The 19412-nt window shown below is 60.8% G+C and carries 15 protein-coding genes; 6 read left to right on the top strand and 9 right to left on the bottom strand.

Going from position 1 to position 19412, the window contains the following annotated elements:
- Positions 1 to 82: 82 nt before the first annotated feature.
- From AACV02_RS05245 to treP, 5 genes are all read right to left on the bottom strand, one after another.
- Positions 83 to 361, bottom strand: coding sequence for a PTS transporter subunit EIIB (locus AACV02_RS05245; protein ID WP_119736853.1), 279 nt, complete (start codon positions 359 to 361; stop codon positions 83 to 85).
- Positions 362 to 363: 2 nt separating this feature from the next.
- Complete coding sequence (gene ptsP, locus AACV02_RS05240; RefSeq protein ID WP_119736851.1) at positions 364 to 2895, bottom strand: phosphoenolpyruvate--protein phosphotransferase; 2532 nt, start codon at positions 2893 to 2895, stop codon at positions 364 to 366.
- Positions 2896 to 3060: 165 nt separating this feature from the next.
- Positions 3061 to 4281, bottom strand: coding sequence for a maltoporin (locus AACV02_RS05235; protein WP_106578290.1), 1221 nt, complete (start codon positions 4279 to 4281; stop codon positions 3061 to 3063).
- 134 nt (positions 4282 to 4415) lie between these two features.
- Positions 4416 to 6062 carry an alpha,alpha-phosphotrehalase gene (gene treC, locus AACV02_RS05230; RefSeq protein WP_119736849.1) on the bottom strand — a complete coding sequence of 549 codons (1647 nt, stop codon included), beginning with the start codon at positions 6060 to 6062 and terminating at the stop codon, positions 4416 to 4418.
- A 65-nt stretch (positions 6063 to 6127) separates the two neighbouring features.
- A complete protein-coding gene (gene treP / locus AACV02_RS05225; protein ID WP_119736847.1) occupies positions 6128 to 7570 on the bottom strand; it encodes a PTS system trehalose-specific EIIBC component in 1443 nt (480 codons plus the stop codon).
- 252 nt (positions 7571 to 7822) lie between these two features.
- Between treP and treR the strand changes: the two genes are divergently transcribed.
- Both treR and AACV02_RS05215 read left to right on the top strand, forming a co-directional pair.
- On the top strand, positions 7823 to 8527 hold the full coding sequence (treR, locus tag AACV02_RS05220) for a trehalose operon repressor (RefSeq protein ID WP_106578287.1): 705 nt from the start codon (positions 7823 to 7825) through the stop codon (positions 8525 to 8527).
- A 20-nt stretch (positions 8528 to 8547) separates the two neighbouring features.
- Positions 8548 to 9318, top strand: a complete 771-nt coding sequence (locus AACV02_RS05215) for an APH(3')-II family aminoglycoside O-phosphotransferase (protein WP_119736845.1) — start codon at positions 8548 to 8550, stop codon at positions 9316 to 9318.
- Positions 9319 to 9395: 77 nt separating this feature from the next.
- On the opposite strand, the gene guaA is transcribed toward AACV02_RS05215, so the two are convergent.
- The 4 genes from guaA to AACV02_RS05195 all read right to left on the bottom strand — a co-directional run bounded on the left by guaA (position 9396) and on the right by AACV02_RS05195 (position 14093).
- Positions 9396 to 10973, bottom strand: a complete 1578-nt coding sequence (gene guaA / locus AACV02_RS05210) for a glutamine-hydrolyzing GMP synthase (protein ID WP_119736843.1) — start codon at positions 10971 to 10973, stop codon at positions 9396 to 9398.
- Positions 10974 to 11057: 84 nt separating this feature from the next.
- Complete coding sequence (guaB, locus tag AACV02_RS05205; RefSeq protein WP_016977684.1) at positions 11058 to 12527, bottom strand: IMP dehydrogenase; 1470 nt, start codon at positions 12525 to 12527, stop codon at positions 11058 to 11060.
- Positions 12528 to 12631: 104 nt separating this feature from the next.
- Positions 12632 to 13180, bottom strand: a complete 549-nt coding sequence (locus tag AACV02_RS05200; protein WP_015885727.1) for a hypothetical protein — start codon at positions 13178 to 13180, stop codon at positions 12632 to 12634.
- Between the two features lie 145 nt (positions 13181 to 13325).
- On the bottom strand, positions 13326 to 14093 hold the full coding sequence (locus AACV02_RS05195; RefSeq protein WP_119737168.1) for a sulfite exporter TauE/SafE family protein: 768 nt from the start codon (positions 14091 to 14093) through the stop codon (positions 13326 to 13328).
- 99 nt (positions 14094 to 14192) lie between these two features.
- On the opposite strand from AACV02_RS05195, the gene AACV02_RS05190 reads away from it, so the two are divergent.
- The 4 genes from AACV02_RS05190 to leuA all read left to right on the top strand — a co-directional run bounded on the left by AACV02_RS05190 (position 14193) and on the right by leuA (position 19405).
- Positions 14193 to 15083, top strand: coding sequence for a LysR family transcriptional regulator (locus AACV02_RS05190; RefSeq protein ID WP_119736841.1), 891 nt, complete (start codon positions 14193 to 14195; stop codon positions 15081 to 15083).
- A gap of 10 nt (positions 15084 to 15093) precedes the next feature.
- Entirely contained in the window at positions 15094 to 16473 is a 1380-nt protein-coding gene (gene xseA / locus AACV02_RS05185) for an exodeoxyribonuclease VII large subunit (protein ID WP_119736839.1), read from the top strand.
- A 3-nt stretch (positions 16474 to 16476) separates the two neighbouring features.
- Entirely contained in the window at positions 16477 to 17298 is an 822-nt protein-coding gene (locus AACV02_RS05180; RefSeq protein WP_106578279.1) for a peptidoglycan DD-metalloendopeptidase family protein, read from the top strand.
- A gap of 427 nt (positions 17299 to 17725) precedes the next feature.
- Complete coding sequence (gene leuA, locus AACV02_RS05175) at positions 17726 to 19405, top strand: 2-isopropylmalate synthase (protein WP_083356880.1); 1680 nt, start codon at positions 17726 to 17728, stop codon at positions 19403 to 19405.
- Positions 19406 to 19412 lie beyond the last annotated feature (7 nt).

Genomic DNA, 19412 nt, shown 5'->3' with positions numbered 1-19412 from the left:
GTGTGTCAGTCGACACATTCAGTGACTGGCACTCCTTCTTCGCGAGCAAGCCCGCTCCCACATTTTTGAGCTGCGCCTGGCTTCAGAGACCCGTGAGCAAATGCACGACGCCGCCGCCCAACACCATCACCCCCGGCACACCCGCCGCCTTTAACGCCGGCTCATCCAACCGCGCCGCATCCTGCAGTTGCACACGCACCCGCGTCAACGCCACGCGTTGCTGAGACTTGAGGTTATCCGCGCCACCCAATGCACTCAGCACGCTGGCCGACAACAGACTCGGCGTCGGCGCCGTGACCGTCTCGGCAATCAAATCCGGGGTCAGGGCTTTCCAGAACGCCCGCTGCAATTTCTCGAACATGCTCAGTGCTCCACGACAGGTGAGGTTTGAACGGTAGCCGCGTGGTACTGGCGCAGGGCCTCGCGTACGTGCGCAGCTTCTTCCAGGCCCAGCACCTGGCGGGCAATGATCTGGCAGTCAGCCAGGCCCAGCTCGCGCACGGTGGCCTTGATGGTCGGGATCAGCGGCACGCTGACCGACAACTCATCCACGCCAAGCCCGATCAACATGGGTACCGCCAACGCTTCGGACGCCAACGCGCCACACACGCCCACCCACTTGCCATGGGCATGCGCGGCCTTGACGGTGGTGGCGATCAGGCGCAACACCGCAGGGTGAAAGCTGTCAGCCTGGCTGGCCAGCCGTGGGTGATCACGGTCCATGGCCAAGGTGTATTGGGTGAGGTCATTGGTGCCGATGGAGAAAAAGTCCACATGCGGGGCAAAGACATCGGCCATCAGCGCCGCAGACGGCACCTCGATCATGATGCCCAGCTTCGGCAACGCTTCAAGCCCCAGCGCCAGCGCTTCCTCTTCAAGAATCCTGCGCGCCAGGTGCAGCTCCGAGAGCAGGCTGACCATCGGTAACATGATGTGCAGCCGCGCCAAACCGGCGCTGGCAAGGATCGCGCGAAACTGTTCGCGCAGGAGCTCGGGGCGCTCCAGGCACAGGCGGATACCGCGCAAGCCCAAAAACGGGTTGGTCTCGCTTTCCATCGGCACATAGGCCAACGGTTTGTCGCCCCCCACGTCCAGGGTGCGCACGACCAAATTGCGTTCAGTGCCCAGGGCGCGGGCGATGGCGCTGTAGGTGCCCGCTTGCTCCTCGGGGCTGGGTGCGCGGTTGCGGTCCAGGTAGAGAAATTCCGAACGCAGCAGGCCGACGCCTTCACCGCCCAGGGCCAGGGATTGCTCCACTTCCTGCAATGAAGCGACGTTGGCCGTGACCTCAACGTGATGACCGTCGCGGGTCGTGGCCGGCAAGGCCGCCTGCGCCACCTCACGCTGGCGGCGCTGCACTTGCTGATCACGGGCCGCCTGCAGTGTTTCGATTTCAGCCAGGTCTGGCTCCAGGTGCAGCTCGCCTTTGTCGGCGTCGAGCAGGACTTGTTTGCCATTAGCCAGTGCCAACACCTGCCCTGGCACACCGCAAATCGCCGGCAGGCCGAGCGCACGGGCGAGGATCGCCACATGACTGGTCGCGCCGCCGCCGACAGTGACAAACCCCAGCACCTTGCGCGTATCCAGGCTGGCGGTTTGTGACGGCGTCAGTTGCTCGGCGATCAGGATGGCCTGCTCGGGCAAGTCCCATGCGCGGTCCTGGATACCGAGAATCAGCTTCAACACGCGCTGGCCGACATCGGCCAAATCCGCCGCGCGCTCGGCGAGCAACGCATTGCCCAGGCCCTGGAACAGCTTGGCGGTGGCAACGGTGGCGCTGTTCCAGGCAAAGGCGGCGCTTTTGCCTTCGGCCAGCAGGCCGTGGGCTTGCTCCAGCAGGGTCGGGTCTTCGAGCAACTCCTGATGGGCCCTGAAAATTTCGGCCTGGGCGCTGCCGGCCGCCTTGGCTTGCAGGGTTTGCAGCGCCTCGGTCGCCGCCAGCAGGCCACGCGTCAACGCGTCGCGCTCGGCGGTTTCGCCCGTGCCGTTTTCAATGATGTTCAGCTCCGGTTCTGCCACCTGCACAACCTGGCCAAATGCCGAACCCGGTGACGCACACACGCCACGCAGCAACGCGGCCGACGACACGGGCGCGACTGCCTCAATCACCTGCGCCGGTGCCGCAACCGTTTCGCCGCAGCCCTCGGCCAACAGCGCGACCAATGCCTTGATCGCCGCGTCGGCATCGTTACCCGCCGCACTGACCTGCAAGGTGTCGCCCTGTGCGGTTTGCAGCGCCATGATCGCCACCAGGGATTTTGCGTTGGCGCTTTGGGTTTGCTTGTGCAAGTAAATGCTCGCCTCAAAACCCTTGGCCGCCTGGGCAAGCACCGCCGCAGGGCGGGCGTGCAAGCCATTGGCGTTGGGCAAGCTCAGCGGCTTGGAGAACAGGGCCTCACCCTCCTCCTGCGCGACTGCTGCAGTTGCCTCGCCGGGGGATACTCGCAGCAGCGGCTGGCCCACATCCACGCAATTGCCGTCGGGCGCCAACAGCGTAAACGGCTCGCCGCTGACCACCAGCATCAAGGTCAACAAACTGCGCGCAGTGAGCGCCACGTAATCGGCATCGAATTCAATCAGCGGCTGCCCAGCTTCCACTCGCTGGCCTTCCTGCACCAGCCGCGTGAAGCCCTGGCCTGCCAGGTTCACCGTGTCCAGGCCGATATGCATCAGCACCTGGACGCCGTTGTCGTCGGTAACGCTGACCGCATGGCCACTGTCCTGAAGACTGCTGATCACCCCGGCCAGCGGCGCGCAAAGGGTCTGCGAGGTGGGATCGATGCACAGGCCGTCGCCGATCATGCGACTGGCGAACACCGGGTCGGGCACCTGATCCAGCGCCAGCAGCACACCCGATAGCGGCGCCAGCAGTTCCAGGGGTTGCGTTGTGGTCATGACTTCACCTGCTGTTTTGTTCTGTAAAAATCATAGGGCGAACGAAGATCCAATGTGGGAGCTGGCTTGCCTGCGATGCTGGCGACTCGGTTTCTCAGTAGAACCGAGGTGTTGCTATCGCAGGCAAGCCAGCTCCCACATAAAACTCATTCACTTAAATCCGCGTTATTTCCACCAGTATTCGACCTGCACACCCACATTCGAGCCATGCCGCGCTGTGCCGTAGGCGCCGGTGTCGGACAACGCCGAGCCCGCCGCCAATTCATTCGCCGCGCGCTTGGCCGCTTCGTTCCAGGTTGCATAGGTGTAGTACAAACGCACTTCCGGCCGCGCCCAGAAATCCGGGCCATTGGGCGACCAGGTCGGGGCGAAGGTGAATTTGCTCAGCTTGCGCGTGCCACCGGTGGCGTCGACCTGATCATGCCCAAGTTCGGTGACCAGTTTGAACTGCTCGCTGATGGCATACGCCGGGCGCACGCCGATGGACATCCAGGTTTGGTCCTGGCTGCCAGGGCGAATATCTTTTTGATACACCGCCTCGACCTGCCCGCCGAAACGCGGGGTCACCTGCCAGTCGAAAAACTCCACGGCGCGGTAGCTTTTACTGCTGTTATCCAACGCGGTGTTGCCGGTGTAGCCCAAGCCCGTGCCGGGGCCTTCGCCGTACTGCAAGGCAAACTTGTTCTTGCCGCCCAGGAAAGGTTTTTGCACATGCTGCGCCGTGATCGCCCAACCGCTGTTGGCGTCGCGCCCGCCGGCTTTTTCGATGTAGCTCAAGCCAAACTCCAGCTCACCGCCGGGGTTGGTCTTGAACCCCGCGACGTTGAAGTCGTGACGGGTGGCGTATTCCTTCTGGTACAGGTTGTCCTTGCGGGAAATGGCGTAGCTGTATTTGAGGTCGCCGATCAGCACGTCCTCGACGCCGCCGCCCGTGGCGCTCTGGTTCCAGTAGTAGAAGTCGGAGATATGGATGTCGTTACGTTTGTAGTAACGCCGGCCCGCCCACACCGAGCCGCCATTGAGGCTGGGCAAATTGGACCACTGCGCATACATCTGCGGCATGCGCGCCGAGCCGTTGTCTTCGCCCTGGAACTTCAGGGCACGGTCGTACTTGTTGTACAGCGATGCCATGGCATCGACGCTGAGCACCGAGCCGTCGTCGAGTGTCAGAAGGTCCTGGCGCAGCTCAAGCTCGGCGTACTGCTCGCATTCGTTACCCAGACGGTATTTGGATTGCGCCCCCGGCAACTGGAAGCACTGCTGCTTGCCACTGCCCGTTGAAGTGCCCGCGCCGCTGCGCAAGTAACCGGCAAATTCCAGGGCCTGCGCGGCAAAAGGTGCGGTGAGGCATGACGCAATGAGGCCCAGCTTTATTGTTGTTTTCATGAAGCACTCCTTTTATTTTTATTTTTTTCTTACTTTTTGTCTTTCGCGCGGCGTGCAGGGGCCTGCTCGCTGGCAATGGCGCGCTCAGGGCGCTATCGCCGGCAAGTGGGCTCCTACGGGTGACTCGCGGTGTTTCAGTCGGTCAGGTGCAGCACGAAAGATTCATAAGGGCGCAACACCACCGTGGCCGTACGCAACGGGCAATCGGGGTAGTTGCTGATCAGCAGGCGCTGCGCGCTCGACGCGTTGATCACGCCTTGCGGCAGCTGGATTTCGCAGGGTTTGCCATAGAAGTTGTTCACCACCAGCAAGCGCTCGCCATGGCCTTCGCGCAGGTAGGCCCAGACCTGAAGGTGGTCTTGCAGCAGTGGGCGATAAACCCCCGCCTGAATCAGCGGCTCATGCCGACGCAACGCAATCAGCGCACGGTAGTGATGCAGCACCGAATCCGGGTCATCCCGTTGGCCTTCGACGTTGATCTGCGCCGCGTTGGCTGGAATACCGATCCAGGGTTCACCGCTGCTGAAACCGGCGTTGACTTCAGTGCTCCACTGCATCGGCGTGCGGCCGTTGTCGCGCGACTTCTGCATGATCGCCGCCATGCTCGAGGCCTCGGACTCACCGGCATCGCGCTTGAGCCGGAAGATGTTCAGGGTCTCGACATCGCGGTACTGCTCGATCGTGTTGAAGCCAGGATTGGTCATGCCCAACTCTTCGCCCTGATACACATACGGCGTGCCCTGAAGGAAGTGCAGCGCCGTGGCGAGCATCTTGGCCGAGACCACGCGGTGCTCGCCGTCGTCACCAAAACGCGAGACCACCCGCGGTTGGTCGTGGTTACACCAGAACAGCGCATTCCAGCCACCACCGGCCTGCATGCCCAGTTGCCAGTCAGAGAAAATCTGCTTGAGCTGCAGGAAATCAAAGTCGGCCTTCACCCACTTTTGCAGGTTCGGGTAATCGACCTTCAAGTGATGAAAGTTGAAGGTCATCGACAGCTCTTTCGACTCAGGATTGGAGTAGCGAATGCAGTGTTCCAGGCTGGTGGACGACATCTCGCCGACGTTGATCAGGTCATGCCCTTCGAAGACTTCGCGGTGCATTTCCTGCAGGTATTCGTGCACGTTCGGGCCGTCGGTGTAGAAGCGACGACCATCCGTGTTGTCTTCGGGGAAATCGGCGGGCTTGGAGATCAGGTTGATCACGTCCAGGCGGAAACCGCCCACGCCCTTGTCGCGCCAGAAGCGCATCAGCTTGAACACCTCGGCGCGCACCTGGGGGTTGTCCCAATTCAGGTCGGCCTGGGTGTGGTCGAACAGGTGCAGGAAGTACTGGCCGGTTTGCGCTTCGTATTCCCAGGCGGAGCCGCCGAACTTGGATTCCCAGTTGTTTGGCTGGTCGCGCCAGATGTAGAAGTCGCGGTACGGGTTATCGAGGCTGCTGCGCGCCTGCTGGAACCACTCGTGCTCGATGGAGGTGTGGTTGACCACAATGTCGAGCATCAGCGTGATGCCGCGCTTGGCCGCTTCGCTGATCAGCAGGTCGCAGTCGGCCATGGTCCCGTAGCTTGGATCGATGGCGTAGTAGTCGCTGATGTCATAGCCGTTGTCGCGCTGCGGCGAGCGCAGGAATGGGGTGATCCACAGGCAATCCACGCCCAGCCATTTCAGGTAATCGAGCTTGTCCACGATGCCCAGCAGGTCACCGGTGGCGTTACCCGCGTGGCTGTGGAAGCTTTTTGGGTAGATCTGGTAGATCACCGAGTGCTGCCAGTTTTGCATGGTGGGTTCCTTCAATTTGAAATGCGATCAACTGTGGGAGCTGGCTTGCCTGCGATAGCGGTAGGTCAGGCGACCCTGTATCCAGGCTGAACAATCTTCATGCTCAACACACAGGTCAAAACAAACGGCACGACAATCGCGATCGACATCCCAATCAGAAACACCGGGATGAACTGCGGAATAATCGAGATAAAGCCAGGCAAGCCGCCCACCCCAATGGCAGAGGCCTGGACCTGGTTCATCGCCAGGAAAACACTGGCCATGGCCGAGCCGAGCAACGCTGAATAGAACGGAAACTTGAAGCGCAGATTGATGCCGAACATCGCCGGTTCAGTGATGCCGAAGTAAGCGGAGATTGCGGAGGTGGACGCCATGCTTTTGTCTCGTGCATTGCGCGTCATGTAGAACACCCCAAGCGCCGCACTGCCCTGGGCCAGGTTAGACATGACGATCATTGGCCAGATAAAGGTGCCACCCTGAATGGCGATCAATTGCAGGTCCACGGCAAGGAACATGTGGTGCATGCCGGTGATCACCAGCGGTGCAAACAGCAGACCGAATATCGCCCCGCCCAACATTGGCGCCAGGTCGAACAGCGTGACCAGGCCTTGGGTGATCAGGATGCCCAGGTGACGGGTCACAGGACCGATAATCGCCAGCGCCAGCACGCCCGTGACGACAATGGTGGTGATTGGAATCACCAGCAATTGAATGGCATTGGGTACACGCGCCTTCAGCCATTTCTCGATGACGCTCATGACATAGGCGGCCATCAGGATCGGCAGTATTTGCCCCTGATAGCCCACCTTCTCGATTTTGAACCAGCCGAAAATATCGAAGTACGGCATGCTCTGGCCATCAAGCCCGCTGACCGCCTTACCGTAGTTCCAGGCATTGAGCAGGTCCGGGTGCACCAGCATCAGGCCGAGCACGATGCCGAGGATTTCACTGCCGCCAAACCGCTTGGCCGCCGACCAGCCCACCAGCGCGGGCAGGAACACAAACGAAGTGTTGGCCATCAGGTTGATCAGGCTCCACACCCCGTCCAGGTTCGGGTAGGCCTCCAGCAAGGTCTTGTCCGCGATGAACATGCCCTTTGCGCCCATCAGGTTGTTCACACCCATGAGCAAGCCGGCAATGATCAGCGCCGGCAGGATCGGCATGAACACATCGGAGAACACCCGCACCAGGCGCTGCATAGGGTTGATCTTGTCAGCGCTTTTCTTTTTCACGTCGGCGATGGTGGAGGCGGCAAGACCGGTCTGCTCGCGCAGGGCGGCGTAAACCCGCTCCACTTCACCGGGGCCGATCACCACCTGGAACAGGCCGCCGGTGAAGAACGACCCCTTGACCAGATCGACCTGGTTCAACGCACTGCTGTTGACCAGGCTCGGGTCCTTGAGCGCCAGGCGCAGGCGGGTCACGCAGTGGGCAGCCTGCTCAAGGTTGTCGCTGCCCCCGAGGTTCTCGAGAATCTCGCGGGCAATAGTCGAATAGTCGTGGCTCATGCTTGGTTTCCACTTTGATTTTTTTATTTGGGGGCAGTCATTGGCAGCACGCCGAGGGCAAAAGTACTCGTCTGTACGAGTTAAAGCAACAACTCGTCTGTACGAGTTACAAATAGTTTAATTTTCTGAATGTGGAGTCAGACTTTTCCTCTATTCCACAGGCGGCCAATGGACAAAGCCCACCTCTGCCACTAAGGTTCCTGCCTTGAACGCGCAGTTCACCCTCATCAAGTCGGGCATAGAGCCATCCCCATGAGCAAATACAACCAGATCTATACGGATCTGCTTGCCAACATCACCACCGAACGCCTGCAACGCGGCACGCGCCTTCCCTCCGAAACCGAACTGATGGACGCCTACCAGGCCAGCCGTGGCACCGTGCGTCGCGCAATCGAGCAGCTGCAGGAGCGCGGTTTCGCGCAAAAAATTCACGGCAAGGGCACGTTCGTGCTGTCGCCCAACCCGATCGAGTTTCAACTGGGCGGCATCGTCAGCTTCCACGAAACCCACGCTGACCTGGGCGATGACGTACGCACCGAAGTCGTCGAGTTCAGCCAAGTCCCGCTGGAAGGTTCACTGCTGCAACACATCGAGGCCGAACCCGGCACTCTGATCACGCGGATCAAACGGGTACGGCGCATCGGCGGCAAACGGGTGATCCTCGACATCAACCACTTCGTTGCCGAACTGATCCCCGGTCTGGACCGCGACATCGCCGAACAGTCCATCTACGCGTTTATCGAACAAACGCTGCAGCTGCAGATCAGCTACGCGCAACGCACCATCGAAGCCCTGCCGCGCAGCAAGGACGATCAGACCCACCTGGACCTCGAAGGTCAGAGCCATGTGATCGTGGTGAGCAACCAGACGTTTTTGCAGGATGGGCGGCAGTTCGAGTACACCGAGTCGCGGCATACGCTGGACAAGTTTTACTTCTCGGATATTGCGCGGCGCTGAGGCCAGAGAGGTCAGGTACTGTGAATATCCCAGACAAGTGGCGTACACAGTTTGCGCAGGCGCTGATTGAGCAACAGGCCATCGGTGAATCGCGGGCTGACGTGTTCCGCCTGCGCCAGGTCGGGCGTAAGGATCTGTTCCTGAAGGCCGAACCCCTGGTGGCGTTCAGCGAACTTGCGGACGAAATCGAGCGCCTTCGGTGGCTCCGGCAGGTTAATTTGCCTGCACCCGTTGTACTGGATGAGCTGATAGACACCCACCACCATTGGCTGCTGATGACCGCCGTGCCTGGGCAGGACCTGGCCAGCGCCAACACGCTGTCCGCCGCGCAGACCGTCGACATCCTGGCGACAGCCCTGCGCACCCTGCACCAGGTACCCATCGCGCAATGCCCCTTCGATCACGCCCTGCAACAGCGCATCGCGCTCGCGCGGGCGCACGTCAATGCCGGGCTGATCGATGAGACGGACTTCGACGACGAACGACTCGGGCGAAGCCTCGAGGATGTGTTCGCCGAGCTCTTGTCGACCCAGCCCAACACCCACGACCTGGTAGTGACCCACGGTGACGCCTGCCTGCCGAATTTCATGGCCGCAGACGGCCGTTTCAGCGGCTTTATCGACTGCGGACGCCTTGGCATCAGCGACCGCTATCAAGACCTGGCCCTGGCGGCACGCAGCATCGAACGCAACGTTGGGCCGAAATGGGTAAAGCCATTCTTTGAGCTTTATGGTGTTGAGCCTGATGAGCAGCGGATGAAGTTTTACTGCCTGCTGGATGAGTTTTTCTAAACGCCTGACGCCTGAAACGCAAAACCCCGGCACATGGCCGGGGTTTTGTTATTTAGCGTTTACCTGCTAGCGCAGGATCATTCCCACTCAATCGTCGCCGGCGGCTTGCTCGACACGTCATACGTCACGCGCGAAATACCTTCGATCTCATTGATGATACGGCCGCTGACAGTCTCCAGCAGTTCGTACGGCAGGTGTGCCCAACGGGCGGTCATGAAGTCGATGGTTTCCACCGCACGCAGGGCAACAACCCAGGCGTAACGACGGCCATCGCCTACCACACCCACCGACTTAACTGGCTGGAACACCACGAATGCCTGGCTGACCTTGTGGTACCAGTCGGCTTTGCGCAGTTCTTCGATGAAGATGTGGTCGGCGCGACGCAGCAGGTCGGCGTATTCCTTTTTCACTTCACCCAGGATGCGCACGCCCAGGCCCGGGCCTGGGAATGGGTGGCGGTAGACCATGTCGTACGGCAGGCCGAGTTCCAGGCCCAGACGGCGGACTTCGTCCTTGAACAGCTCGCGCAGCGGTTCTACCAGCTTGAGGTTCATTTCCTCAGGCAGGCCACCCACGTTGTGGTGGGACTTGATCACGTGAGCCTTGCCGCTCTTGGCGCCGGCCGACTCGATCACGTCAGGGTAGATGGTGCCCTGGGCGAGGTACTTGATGTTGTCCAGTTTGTTGGACTGGGCATCGAATACGTCGATGAAGGTGCGGCCGATGATCTTGCGCTTCTTCTCTGGATCGGACTCGCCGGCCAGGTTGTTCAGGAACTGGTCTTCCGCGTTGGCGCGGATCACCTTGACGCCCATGTTCTCGGCGAACATCGCCATCACTTGCTCGCCTTCGTGCAGGCGCAGCAGGCCGTTGTCGACGAACACGCAGGTCAGCTGGTCGCCGATGGCTTTGTGCAGCAGGGCAGCAACTACCGAGGAGTCAACGCCGCCGGACAGGCCGAGCAGCACGTTGTCGGTGCCGACCTGGGCGCGAACCTGGGCGATGGCGTCTTCAGCGATTTTCGACGGAGTCCACAGGGCTTCACACTCGCAGATGTCGAGGATGAAGCGCGACAGGATGCGCCCGCCTTGCTTGGTGTGGGTGACTTCGGGGTGGAACTGCACGCCGTAGTAACGACGCTCGTCGCTGAACATGCCGGCGATCGGGCAGCTCGGGGTGCTGGCCAGGATGTGGAAGTCTTCCGGCATCTTGGTGACTTTGTCACCGTGGCTCATCCACACGTCGAGGCCGAACAGGCCGTCGGCGTCGATGTGGTCTTCGATGCCGTCCAGCAGGCGGCTCTTGCCGACCACATCAACACGGGCGTAACCGAATTCACGCAGCTGGGAACCTTCAACCTTGCCGCCCAGTTGCTCGGCCATGGTCTGCATGCCGTAGCAGATACCGAAGACGGGCACGCCCAGGTCGAATACGGCTTGCGGGCAGCGCGGGCTGTTGGCTTCGTGCACGGACTCGGGGCCGCCGGCGAGGATGACGCCTTTAGGGGCGAATTCGCGAATCGCTTCGTCATCCATGTCGAACGGGTGCAGTTCGCAGTACACGCCGATTTCGCGCACGCGGCGGGCGATCAGCTGGGTGTACTGGGAACCGAAGTCGAGGATCAGGATGCGGTGGGCGTGAATGTCGAGGGCCATGAGGATCAGTCTCGTCTATGTAATTCAGAAACAACTCGGGGCTGAATAAAACAGCCCCGGTTACTTAACATTTTGCTGGAAGCCTCAACCTACGCGGTAGTTTGGCGCTTCCTTGGTGATCTGCACGTCGTGGACATGGGATTCAGCCATGCCGGCGCCGGTGATTCGTACAAACTCAGGCTTGGTACGCATTTCTTCGATGTCGGCGCTGCCGGTGTAGCCCATCGAGGAACGCAGGCCGCCCATCAGTTGATGGATGATCGCGCTCAAGGTGCCTTTGTACGGCACACGGCCTTCGATGCCTTCCGGTACGAGCTTCTCGGCGCCTGCCGAGGAGTCCTGGAAGTAACGGTCGGAAGAGCCTTGCGCCTGGGACATGGCGCCCAGCGAACCCATGCCGCGGTAAGCCTTGTACGAACGACCCTGGAACAGTTCGATCTCGCCCGGCGCTTCTTCAGTACCGGCGAACATCGAGCCCATCATCACGCAGGAAGCACCGGCGACGATGGCCTTGGACAGGTCACCGGAGAAACGGATGCCGCCGTCGGCGATCAACGGAACGCCGGTGCCTTCAAGGGCAGCGGCGACGTTGGCGATGGCGCTGATTTGTGGCACGCCCACACCGGCGACGATACGCGTGGTGCAGATCGAGCCCGGGCCGATACCGACCTTGACGGCGTCGGCGCCTGCTTCGGCCAGGGCCTTGGCGGCAGCGCCGGTGGCAATGTTGCCGCCGATCACTTGCACGTCAGGGAAATTCTGTTTGACCCAGCGCACGCGGTCGATCACGCCTTTGGAGTGACCGTGGGCAGTGTCGACCACCACCACGTCAACGCCGGCAGCGACCAGGGCCGAAACGCGATCGCCGGTGTCTTTACCGGTGCCGACCGCAGCGCCAACGCGCAGACGACCTTGGTCATCCTTGCTGGCCAGCGGGTAAGCCTTGGCTTTTTCGATGTCGTTGACGGTCATCATGCCTTTGAGGGCGAATTTGTCGTCGACGATCAGCACGCGCTCGATGCGGTGCTTGTGCAGCAGCTCGCGCACATCGTTCTTGTCGGCGCCTTCCTTGACAGTCACGAGGCGCTCTTTAGGCGTCATCACTTCGCGGACGGTGACTTCAAGACGGTTCTCGAAACGCACGTCACGGGAGGTGACGATGCCGACCAGGTCGCCATCATGCAGTACCGGGACGCCGGAGATGTTGTGCAGGCGGGTCAGGTCGAACAGGTCACGCACGGTGGCGTCGGCTTCGATGGTGATTGGATCTTTCACCACACCGGCTTCGTAACGCTTGACCTTGCGCACTTCGGCAGCTTGCTGCTCGATGGTCATGTTCTTGTGGATGATGCCGATGCCGCCTTCCTGAGCCATGGCGATTGCCAAACGGGCTTCGGTGACGGTGTCCATGGCAGCGGAAACCAGGGGAATATTCAGCTCGATGCCACGGGTTAGGCGGGTCTTGAGACTGACTTCGTTAGGAAGCACCTCGGAATAACCGGGCACTAGGAGAATGTCGTCGAATGTCAGAGCTTCTTGGCTGATACGCAGCATCGCGGGGGCTCCCGAGCGGGAAAATGGAAGCGCGCCATTATATACATGCACCCTGTCAGGCTCAATGTAAAACTCTGACAAACTTGGTAATACTGATAGAAGGGTTAAAGCTCGACTTTGACCCAACTCATCTTTTGGTCCAGCCAATCGGCGAATTCGTCGATAAAGCTTTGCTTGAAGCCCGCCTCTGCCCAGTTGTTGAAAATGAAACCCAGGTTGGAAAACCCGCATTCCTGCAGGAACAGAAACCCGTTGATGTCGTCTTCATGCCCACACAAAGGGCAGGTGAAGTTGTCGGTGTGGCCGGGCATCCAGTCTTCCAGGCTTTCGAACAGCGCCTCGCCGACTTCTTTAAGGCACTCCGGGCAGCCGGCTTCTTCGAGAAAACCCTTGGCCGGCGTATAGATGCAGCGTTTGTAGATAATCTCGAGGCCATTGATCGGCTCGTTGAACGGCAGCGCTTCGGGGTGCAACACCACGGCACGGGCGCCGTCGGCCAGGGCGTAGGCCATGCGATTGCCGGTACGCCCGCAGGTGGTCAGCTCTTCCTTGATGATGTTCTTGCGCACCAGCCAGCGCACGATCGCCCGCGCGCGGGGTTCGTGGACGGGCAAGGTGGAAATTTTCGGGACAAGGATGCTTTGGGAGTTCATGAGAGTCCTGCGGTGTGGCTACTGGCCCCATCGCGGGCAAGCCCGCTCCCACATTTGACTGCGTTCACAAATCAAAAATGTGGGAGCCGGGCTTGCCCGCGATGAGGCCCTAGAGCCCGGCAGCTTAATCCCTGACACCCACAGGTCAAGTACTCAAGTACCGCCCGATCAACGCAATGCCGCTCGCCAACACCAGCCACGTCACCCACCGCACAAACGCCTCACGCGACATCCGCATCGTCAGCCTGCGCCCAACCCACAGCCCCAGGGCCATCGCCGGCAACAGGCACAGCGCCAACATCAACAGCGGCCAATCAGCGTACACCCCGGCAATCAGGAACAGGCTCAGGCGCACCACGGTGCTGCAACTGATCAACGCACTTTGCGTGGCCCGCGCCGCGTCCTTGGGCAGACGACTGTTCAGGTAGATCGCATATAAAAAGCCGCCACTACCAAATAAGGCACCAAACAACCCACCGACCGTGCCCATGGGAATCGACCAGCCCGCCGCCAGCTGCGTCGGCCGCGCATTTACCGCCAGGCTGTAAAGCGCATAGGCGCTGATAAACAGCCCCATCAACAGCAGCAACAGGTCCGAATGCAGATTGAGCAAAAACACCACCCCAAGCGTGCAACCGATAGCCATGCACGGCAGCAATCGCAACAGCTCCGGCTTGTTCACCTCCCGCCGCGATTGCAGCAGGTTGCCAAAGGCCGCGACAAAGTCGAGCAACACCAGCAGCGGGATGATTTTCGACAACGGCATAAACACAATCAGGATCGGCCCCGCGACCAGCGCCGTACCAAAGCCTGCGATACCAAACACGATGTAGGCCACGACAATGCCGAGGCCGATCACCAGCCAATCAACGCCGCCAAACGACCACTGACTCATCAGCTCAACCAGGCTCATGGGCACTTCCTTGAAAAAGATGACGTGCACTTTAGCCATCGGCGAGTGTTGCGACTAATATCTTCAAAGCCCTCCACTCATCTCGAAAAGGCATGACGCGTGATTTCCACTCGCCAACTGCGCTACTTCGTCGAAATTGCCGACAGCGGCAGCTTCAGCGCCGCCGCCGAACGCCTGTTTGTGGCGCAATCGGCCCTGAGCCGACAGATCAAAGAGCTGGAAACCCAGCTGCAAACGCCACTGTTCGAACGCACCGCGCGCCAACCCCGGCTGACGGCGGCCGGCGAAGCCTTTTACCCACGGGCGCGCAACCTGCTGAGCGAGTTGCTCAAGGCCGGCGAAATGGCCACCCAGGTGGGCCATGGCAAGCTGGGCACGTTGCGCCTGAGCCATTCGAGCACCGTGCCGATGAGCGGGCACGTGTTGAAAGCCATCAGCACCTGGCTGGAGCGCTGCCCTGGCGTGTCGATGGACATCGTCAAACTGTCCTCCGAGGCGCAACTTGAGGAAATCGCCGAGGGTCGGCTTGAAGTCGGGCTGTTGCGCTTGCCGGTGTTGCGCCAACGCGAAGGTGTCCGGGTGGTGCCCTTGTACAACGAACAGCTGGTGCTGGCTGTGCCGCCTGATCACGCGCTGGCGCGCAGCAATGCACCTGTCGAACTGGAACAGCTCAAGGACGAAGTGTTTATCTCGATCCCCCATCCCCAACGCGGCGGCCTGAGTTATCTGTCAGCCGAACTCTGCATGCGCGCAGGATTTTTCCCCAAGGCTGCACGGGTGATGTCACGCAAAACCACGCAGCTGCAACTGATCCAGGCCGGTTTCGGAATTGCCTTGTTACCAAAATCCATGCAGGACATCGCACCCGCCAACCTGCACTTTTTGCCCCTGGCTGATCCGGACTGCCTCAGCACCGTGGCCCTGGCCTGCGCGCAGACGCCGAGCGCGCTGGTCGAGCAATTCTGCCAAACCTTGCGCGAATGCCTATAAACTGCCGCCCATGATTAAAGATCCCTTTGCCCGTCTGGGCCTGGACCGCGAAGTCCTGACTGTCAGCCAGCTCAACGGCCGCGCGCGGGTGTTGCTGGAAGACGTGTTCACCAATATCTGGGTCGAGGGCGAGATCTCCAACCTCGCCCGCCCGGCGTCCGGCCATGTGTACTTCACCCTCAAGGACAGCGGCGCCCAGGTGCGTTGCGCGTTGTTTCGCAACAACGCCGCACGGGTGCGCCAAGCCTTGAAGGATGGTTTGGCGGTCAAAGTGCGCGGCAAGGTCTCGCTGTTCGAGGGCCGTGGCGACTATCAATTGATCCTCGACACCGTAGAGCCCGCCGGTGATGGCGCGCTGCGCCTGGCCTTTGATGCGTTGAAGGAAAAGCTCAGCGCCGAAGGCTTGTTCAGTGCCGAACGCAAGGTGCCGCTGCCGGCGCATCCTCGGCGCATTGGCATCATCAGTTCGCCCACAGGTGCGGTGATCCGCGACATCATCAGCGTGTTCGGCCGCCGCGCGCCGAACGTTGAATTAACGCTGATCCCGACGGCCGTGCAAGGCCGCGAGGCCGTGTCGCAGATTGTGCGCGCCCTCAAGCTGGCCGACGCACGTGGCTTCGACGCGTTGATCCTCGCTCGCGGCGGTGGCTCCCTGGAAGATCTGTGGTGCTTCAACGAAGAAGCCGTGGCGCGTGCGTTGGACGCGTGCGTGACGCCGATTGTCAGCGCCGTCGGCCATGAAACCGATGTGTCGATCTGCGACTTCGTGGCCGACGTGCGCGCGCCCACGCCCTCCGCTGCCGCCGAATTGCTCGCCCCCGATGCCAGCCATTTGGTGCGCCAGGTCGAAAACCTGCACCGCCGCCTGGTGATGCTGATGCGCAATCGCCTGAGTCACGAGCGCCTGCGCCTGGAAGGCATGGCCCGCCGCCTGCGTCACCCCGGCGAACGTCTGCGCCAACAGGCACAGCGCCTGGATGACCTGGACATGCGCATGCGCCGCGCCTTCGAACGCAGCCTCAATACCCGTCGCGAACGCCTGATCCGCCTGGAAACCCGCCTCGCCGGTCAGCACCCCGGCCGTCAACTGGCCCTGCTGCGCCAGCGCCTGGACAGCCTCGCCGAACGCCTGCCGCGCGCCATGCGCGAAGGCCTCAAGGCGCGTCGCTTGCAACTGCAAAGCCAGGTGCAGACGCTGCAAGTGGTCAGCCCACTGGCGACCCTGGGCCGTGGCTACAGCATTTTGCTGGACGAACGTGGCCAGGCGATCCGCAACGCCGCGCAAACCCACACCGGCCAGCGCCTGACCGCGCGCCTCGGTGAAGGCCAATTGCAGGTGCGGGTGGAAGATAACCACCTGGCGCCCGTCACCCTTTCGTTATTGGATTGATTGATGCCCCGTCTATTTAGCCTGCTGATGCTGTTGTGCCTCACCTTCAATGCCCATGCCGACAGCTACATCACCAGGCTGCTGAACAAGCCGGTGCCGGGCGGCGTCGCTGTTGTCGATCTGGGTGCATCGGCAACCGCGCCCAAAGCCACCTATCAGAACAGGCCGGTGTTGGTGGTCAAGGAACAGAACACCTGGCTGGCGATTGTCGGGATTCCCCTGACGGTTAAACCCGGCACCCAACGCCTCACCAGCGGTGGGCAAACCCTGCCGTTTGTGGTGGGCTTCAAGAAATACCCCGAGCAGCACATCACCCTGAAAAACAAAAGCCAGGTCAATCCTGACCCGGCACAGCTCAAGCGCATCGAGGGCGAACTGGCGGTCCAGCTCAAGGCTTACCGCAGTTTCAGTCCAAACACGCCCAGCAACTTACTGCTGGATAAACCCGTGAATGGGCCGCTGTCGAGCAAGTTTGGCGTACGCCGGTTCTTTAACGGCGAGGAGCGCAACCCGCATTCGGGCCTCGACTTCGCCGTCGGTGCCGGCACGCCGATCAAGACCCCGGCGGCCGGTAAAGTCATCCTTACCGGCAATTACTTCTTCAACGGCAACACCGTCTTTGTCGACCATGGCCAGGGCTTTATCAGCATGTTCTGCCATATGTCCAAGATCGACGTGAAGGTGGGCGACCAACTGGCGCGCGGCGCGGTGGTGGGCAAGGTCGGCTCGACGGGCCGCGCCACCGGGCCGCACATGCATTGGAACATCAGCCTCAACGATGCACGAGTCGACCCGGCGATCTTTATTGGCGCGTTCCAGCCCTGATATAAATATTAAACATACCGGCCTCATCGCGGGCAAGCCCGGCTCCCACAGGTGATCGCGATTCCCTGGGGGAGCCGGGCTGCCCGCGATGGCGCCAGGTCTGCCAACACAATTGCGCCCCTAATAAAGGCCACGCAATTAAAATCAACTCTCAGCTACAAACCCGCCATAAAATCTCGCACGCCCGCCAGATAGCAGAACTTATCTCAATTTTTCTCGACAGCTTGCCATCTTTCACCCCGGCGGTTAGGGTTGAGCTTATGAAAACCTCTCACACCCTCATTCAGCTCCGCCAGCACCGCAGCCTGTGCCTCGTCAGCGCACGACTGCCAGGCTGAATCGATCTGCCTCGTCTTCTTGCTTTATCCCTAAAAACAGTTCTACGGCAGGCCGCCTTTTCTCGGCCCCTACAACAAAGGATTTCCCGATGAGCATGCTCAAAGACCCGTCTTCGAAGTACCGTGCGTTCCCGACCATCGATATCCCGGACCGCACCTGGCCGTCGAAAACCATCACCGAAGCGCCGATCTGGTGCAGTTCCGACTTGCGTGATGGCAACCAGTCGCTGATCGAGCCGATGGACGCCGCAAAAAAACTGCGTTTCTGGAAGACCCTGGTTGCGGTGGGCGTGAAGGAAATCGAAGCCTCGTTCCCGGCTGCTTCGCAAACCGACTTTGACTTCGTGCGCACCCTGATCGAAGACAACCATATCCCCGAGGACACCACCATCCAGGTGCTGACCCAGGGCCGTGAAGACTTGATCGCACGCACCTTCGAATCCCTGCGCGGCGCCAAAAAGGCCATCGTGCACTTGTACAACGCCACTTCGCCGTCGTTCCGCCGCATCGTGTTCAACCAGGACAAGGACGGCATCAAGGCCATTGCGGTCAACGCCGCCAAGCTGTTCGTCAAATACGCCGCCCAGCAGCCGGAAACCCAATGGACCTTCGAATATTCCCCGGAAACCTTCAGCGCCACTGAGCTGGAGTTCGCCAAAGAAGTGTGTGACGCGGTGATCGAGGTGTGGAACCCGACGCCTGAGCACAAGATGATCCTCAACCTGCCCGCCACCGTCGAGTGCGCAACGCCGAACATCTATGCCGACCAGATCGAGTGGTTCGGTCGTCATATCAACCGCCGCGACAGCGTGATCATCAGTCTGCATACGCACAACGACCGTGGCACCGGCGTAGCCGCCACCGAGCTGGGCCTGATGGCCGGCGCCGACCGTGTCGAAGGCTGCCTGTTCGGCAACGGCGAGCGCACCGGTAACGTCGATCTCGTGACTGTGGCACTGAACATGTACACCCAGGGTCTGGACCCACAACTGGACTTCTCCGACATCGACGGCGTGCGCAAAGTCGTCGAGGAATGCAACCAGATCCAAGTGCACCCACGCCACCCGTACGTCGGCGACCTGGTGCACACCGCGTTCTCCGGCTCCCACCAGGACGCGATCCGCAAGGGCTTCACCCAGCAGAAAGCCGACGCGCTGTGGGAAGTGCCGTACTTGCCGATCGACCCGGCCGACATTGGCCGCAGCTACGAAGCGGTGATTCGTGTGAACAGCCAGTCGGGCAAAGGCGGCATCGCCTACCTGCTGGAGCAGGAATACGACATCAGCTTGCCGCGCCGCATGCAGATCGAATTCAGCCAGGTGGTCCAGGCTGAAACCGACCGCGTGGGTCTTGAGATGACCGCGCCACAGATCTACGCCTTGCTGCAGCGTGAATACCTGCAAGCCAACACGCCGTACGCGCTGGTCAGCCATCGTCTGCAGGAAGAAAACGGCAACAGCTTTGTCGAAGTGGAAGTCTCGGGCAAAGGCCAGGGCGAAACCAACCTGCACTGGAAAGGCAAAGGCAACGGCGCCCTGGAAGCGCTGGTGGCTGGCTTGCCGATTGGCGTAGAGATCATGGACTACAACGAACATGCCATCGGGGCAGGCACCAACGCCAAGGCAGCGGCCTACATTGAGCTGCGTGTGAATGGCGAGCGTCCGGTGCATGGCGTGGGCATTGATGAAAACATCACCACGGCCAGCTTCAAGGCACTGTTCAGTGCCCTGAACCGCTCGTTGAGCCAGCAGGAAGCGAAAGCGGCGTAAGCGGGTT

The organism is Pseudomonas sp. Larv2_ips, assembly GCF_963879675.1.
GTDB lineage: Bacteria > Pseudomonadota > Gammaproteobacteria > Pseudomonadales > Pseudomonadaceae > Aquipseudomonas.
This window is presented reverse-complemented; position numbering and strand designations above follow the sequence as displayed.

Bases quoted from the DNA above. Each gene is read 5' to 3' on its own strand.
- treP (WP_119736847.1), bottom strand. From the start codon at position 7,570: ATGAGCCACGACTATTCGACTATTGCCCGCGAGATTCTCGAGAACCTC.
- AACV02_RS05245 (WP_119736853.1), bottom strand. From the start codon at position 361: ATGTTCGAGAAATTGCAGCGGGCGTTCTGGAAAGCCCTGACCCCGGAT.
- xseA (WP_119736839.1), top strand. From the start codon at position 15,094: ATGATTAAAGATCCCTTTGCCCGTCTGGGCCTGGACCGCGAAGTCCTG.
- treC (WP_119736849.1), bottom strand. From the start codon at position 6,062: ATGCAAAACTGGCAGCACTCGGTGATCTACCAGATCTACCCAAAAAGC.
- guaB (WP_016977684.1), bottom strand. From the start codon at position 12,527: ATGCTGCGTATCAGCCAAGAAGCTCTGACATTCGACGACATTCTCCTA.
- leuA (WP_083356880.1), top strand. From the start codon at position 17,726: ATGAGCATGCTCAAAGACCCGTCTTCGAAGTACCGTGCGTTCCCGACC.
- guaA (WP_119736843.1), bottom strand. From the start codon at position 10,973: ATGGCCCTCGACATTCACGCCCACCGCATCCTGATCCTCGACTTCGGT.
- AACV02_RS05235 (WP_106578290.1), bottom strand. From the start codon at position 4,281: ATGAAAACAACAATAAAGCTGGGCCTCATTGCGTCATGCCTCACCGCA.
- AACV02_RS05200 (WP_015885727.1), bottom strand. From the start codon at position 13,180: ATGAACTCCCAAAGCATCCTTGTCCCGAAAATTTCCACCTTGCCCGTC.
- AACV02_RS05180 (WP_106578279.1), top strand. From the start codon at position 16,477: ATGCCCCGTCTATTTAGCCTGCTGATGCTGTTGTGCCTCACCTTCAAT.
- AACV02_RS05195 (WP_119737168.1), bottom strand. From the start codon at position 14,093: ATGAGCCTGGTTGAGCTGATGAGTCAGTGGTCGTTTGGCGGCGTTGAT.
- ptsP (WP_119736851.1), bottom strand. From the start codon at position 2,895: ATGACCACAACGCAACCCCTGGAACTGCTGGCGCCGCTATCGGGTGTG.
- treR (WP_106578287.1), top strand. From the start codon at position 7,823: ATGAGCAAATACAACCAGATCTATACGGATCTGCTTGCCAACATCACC.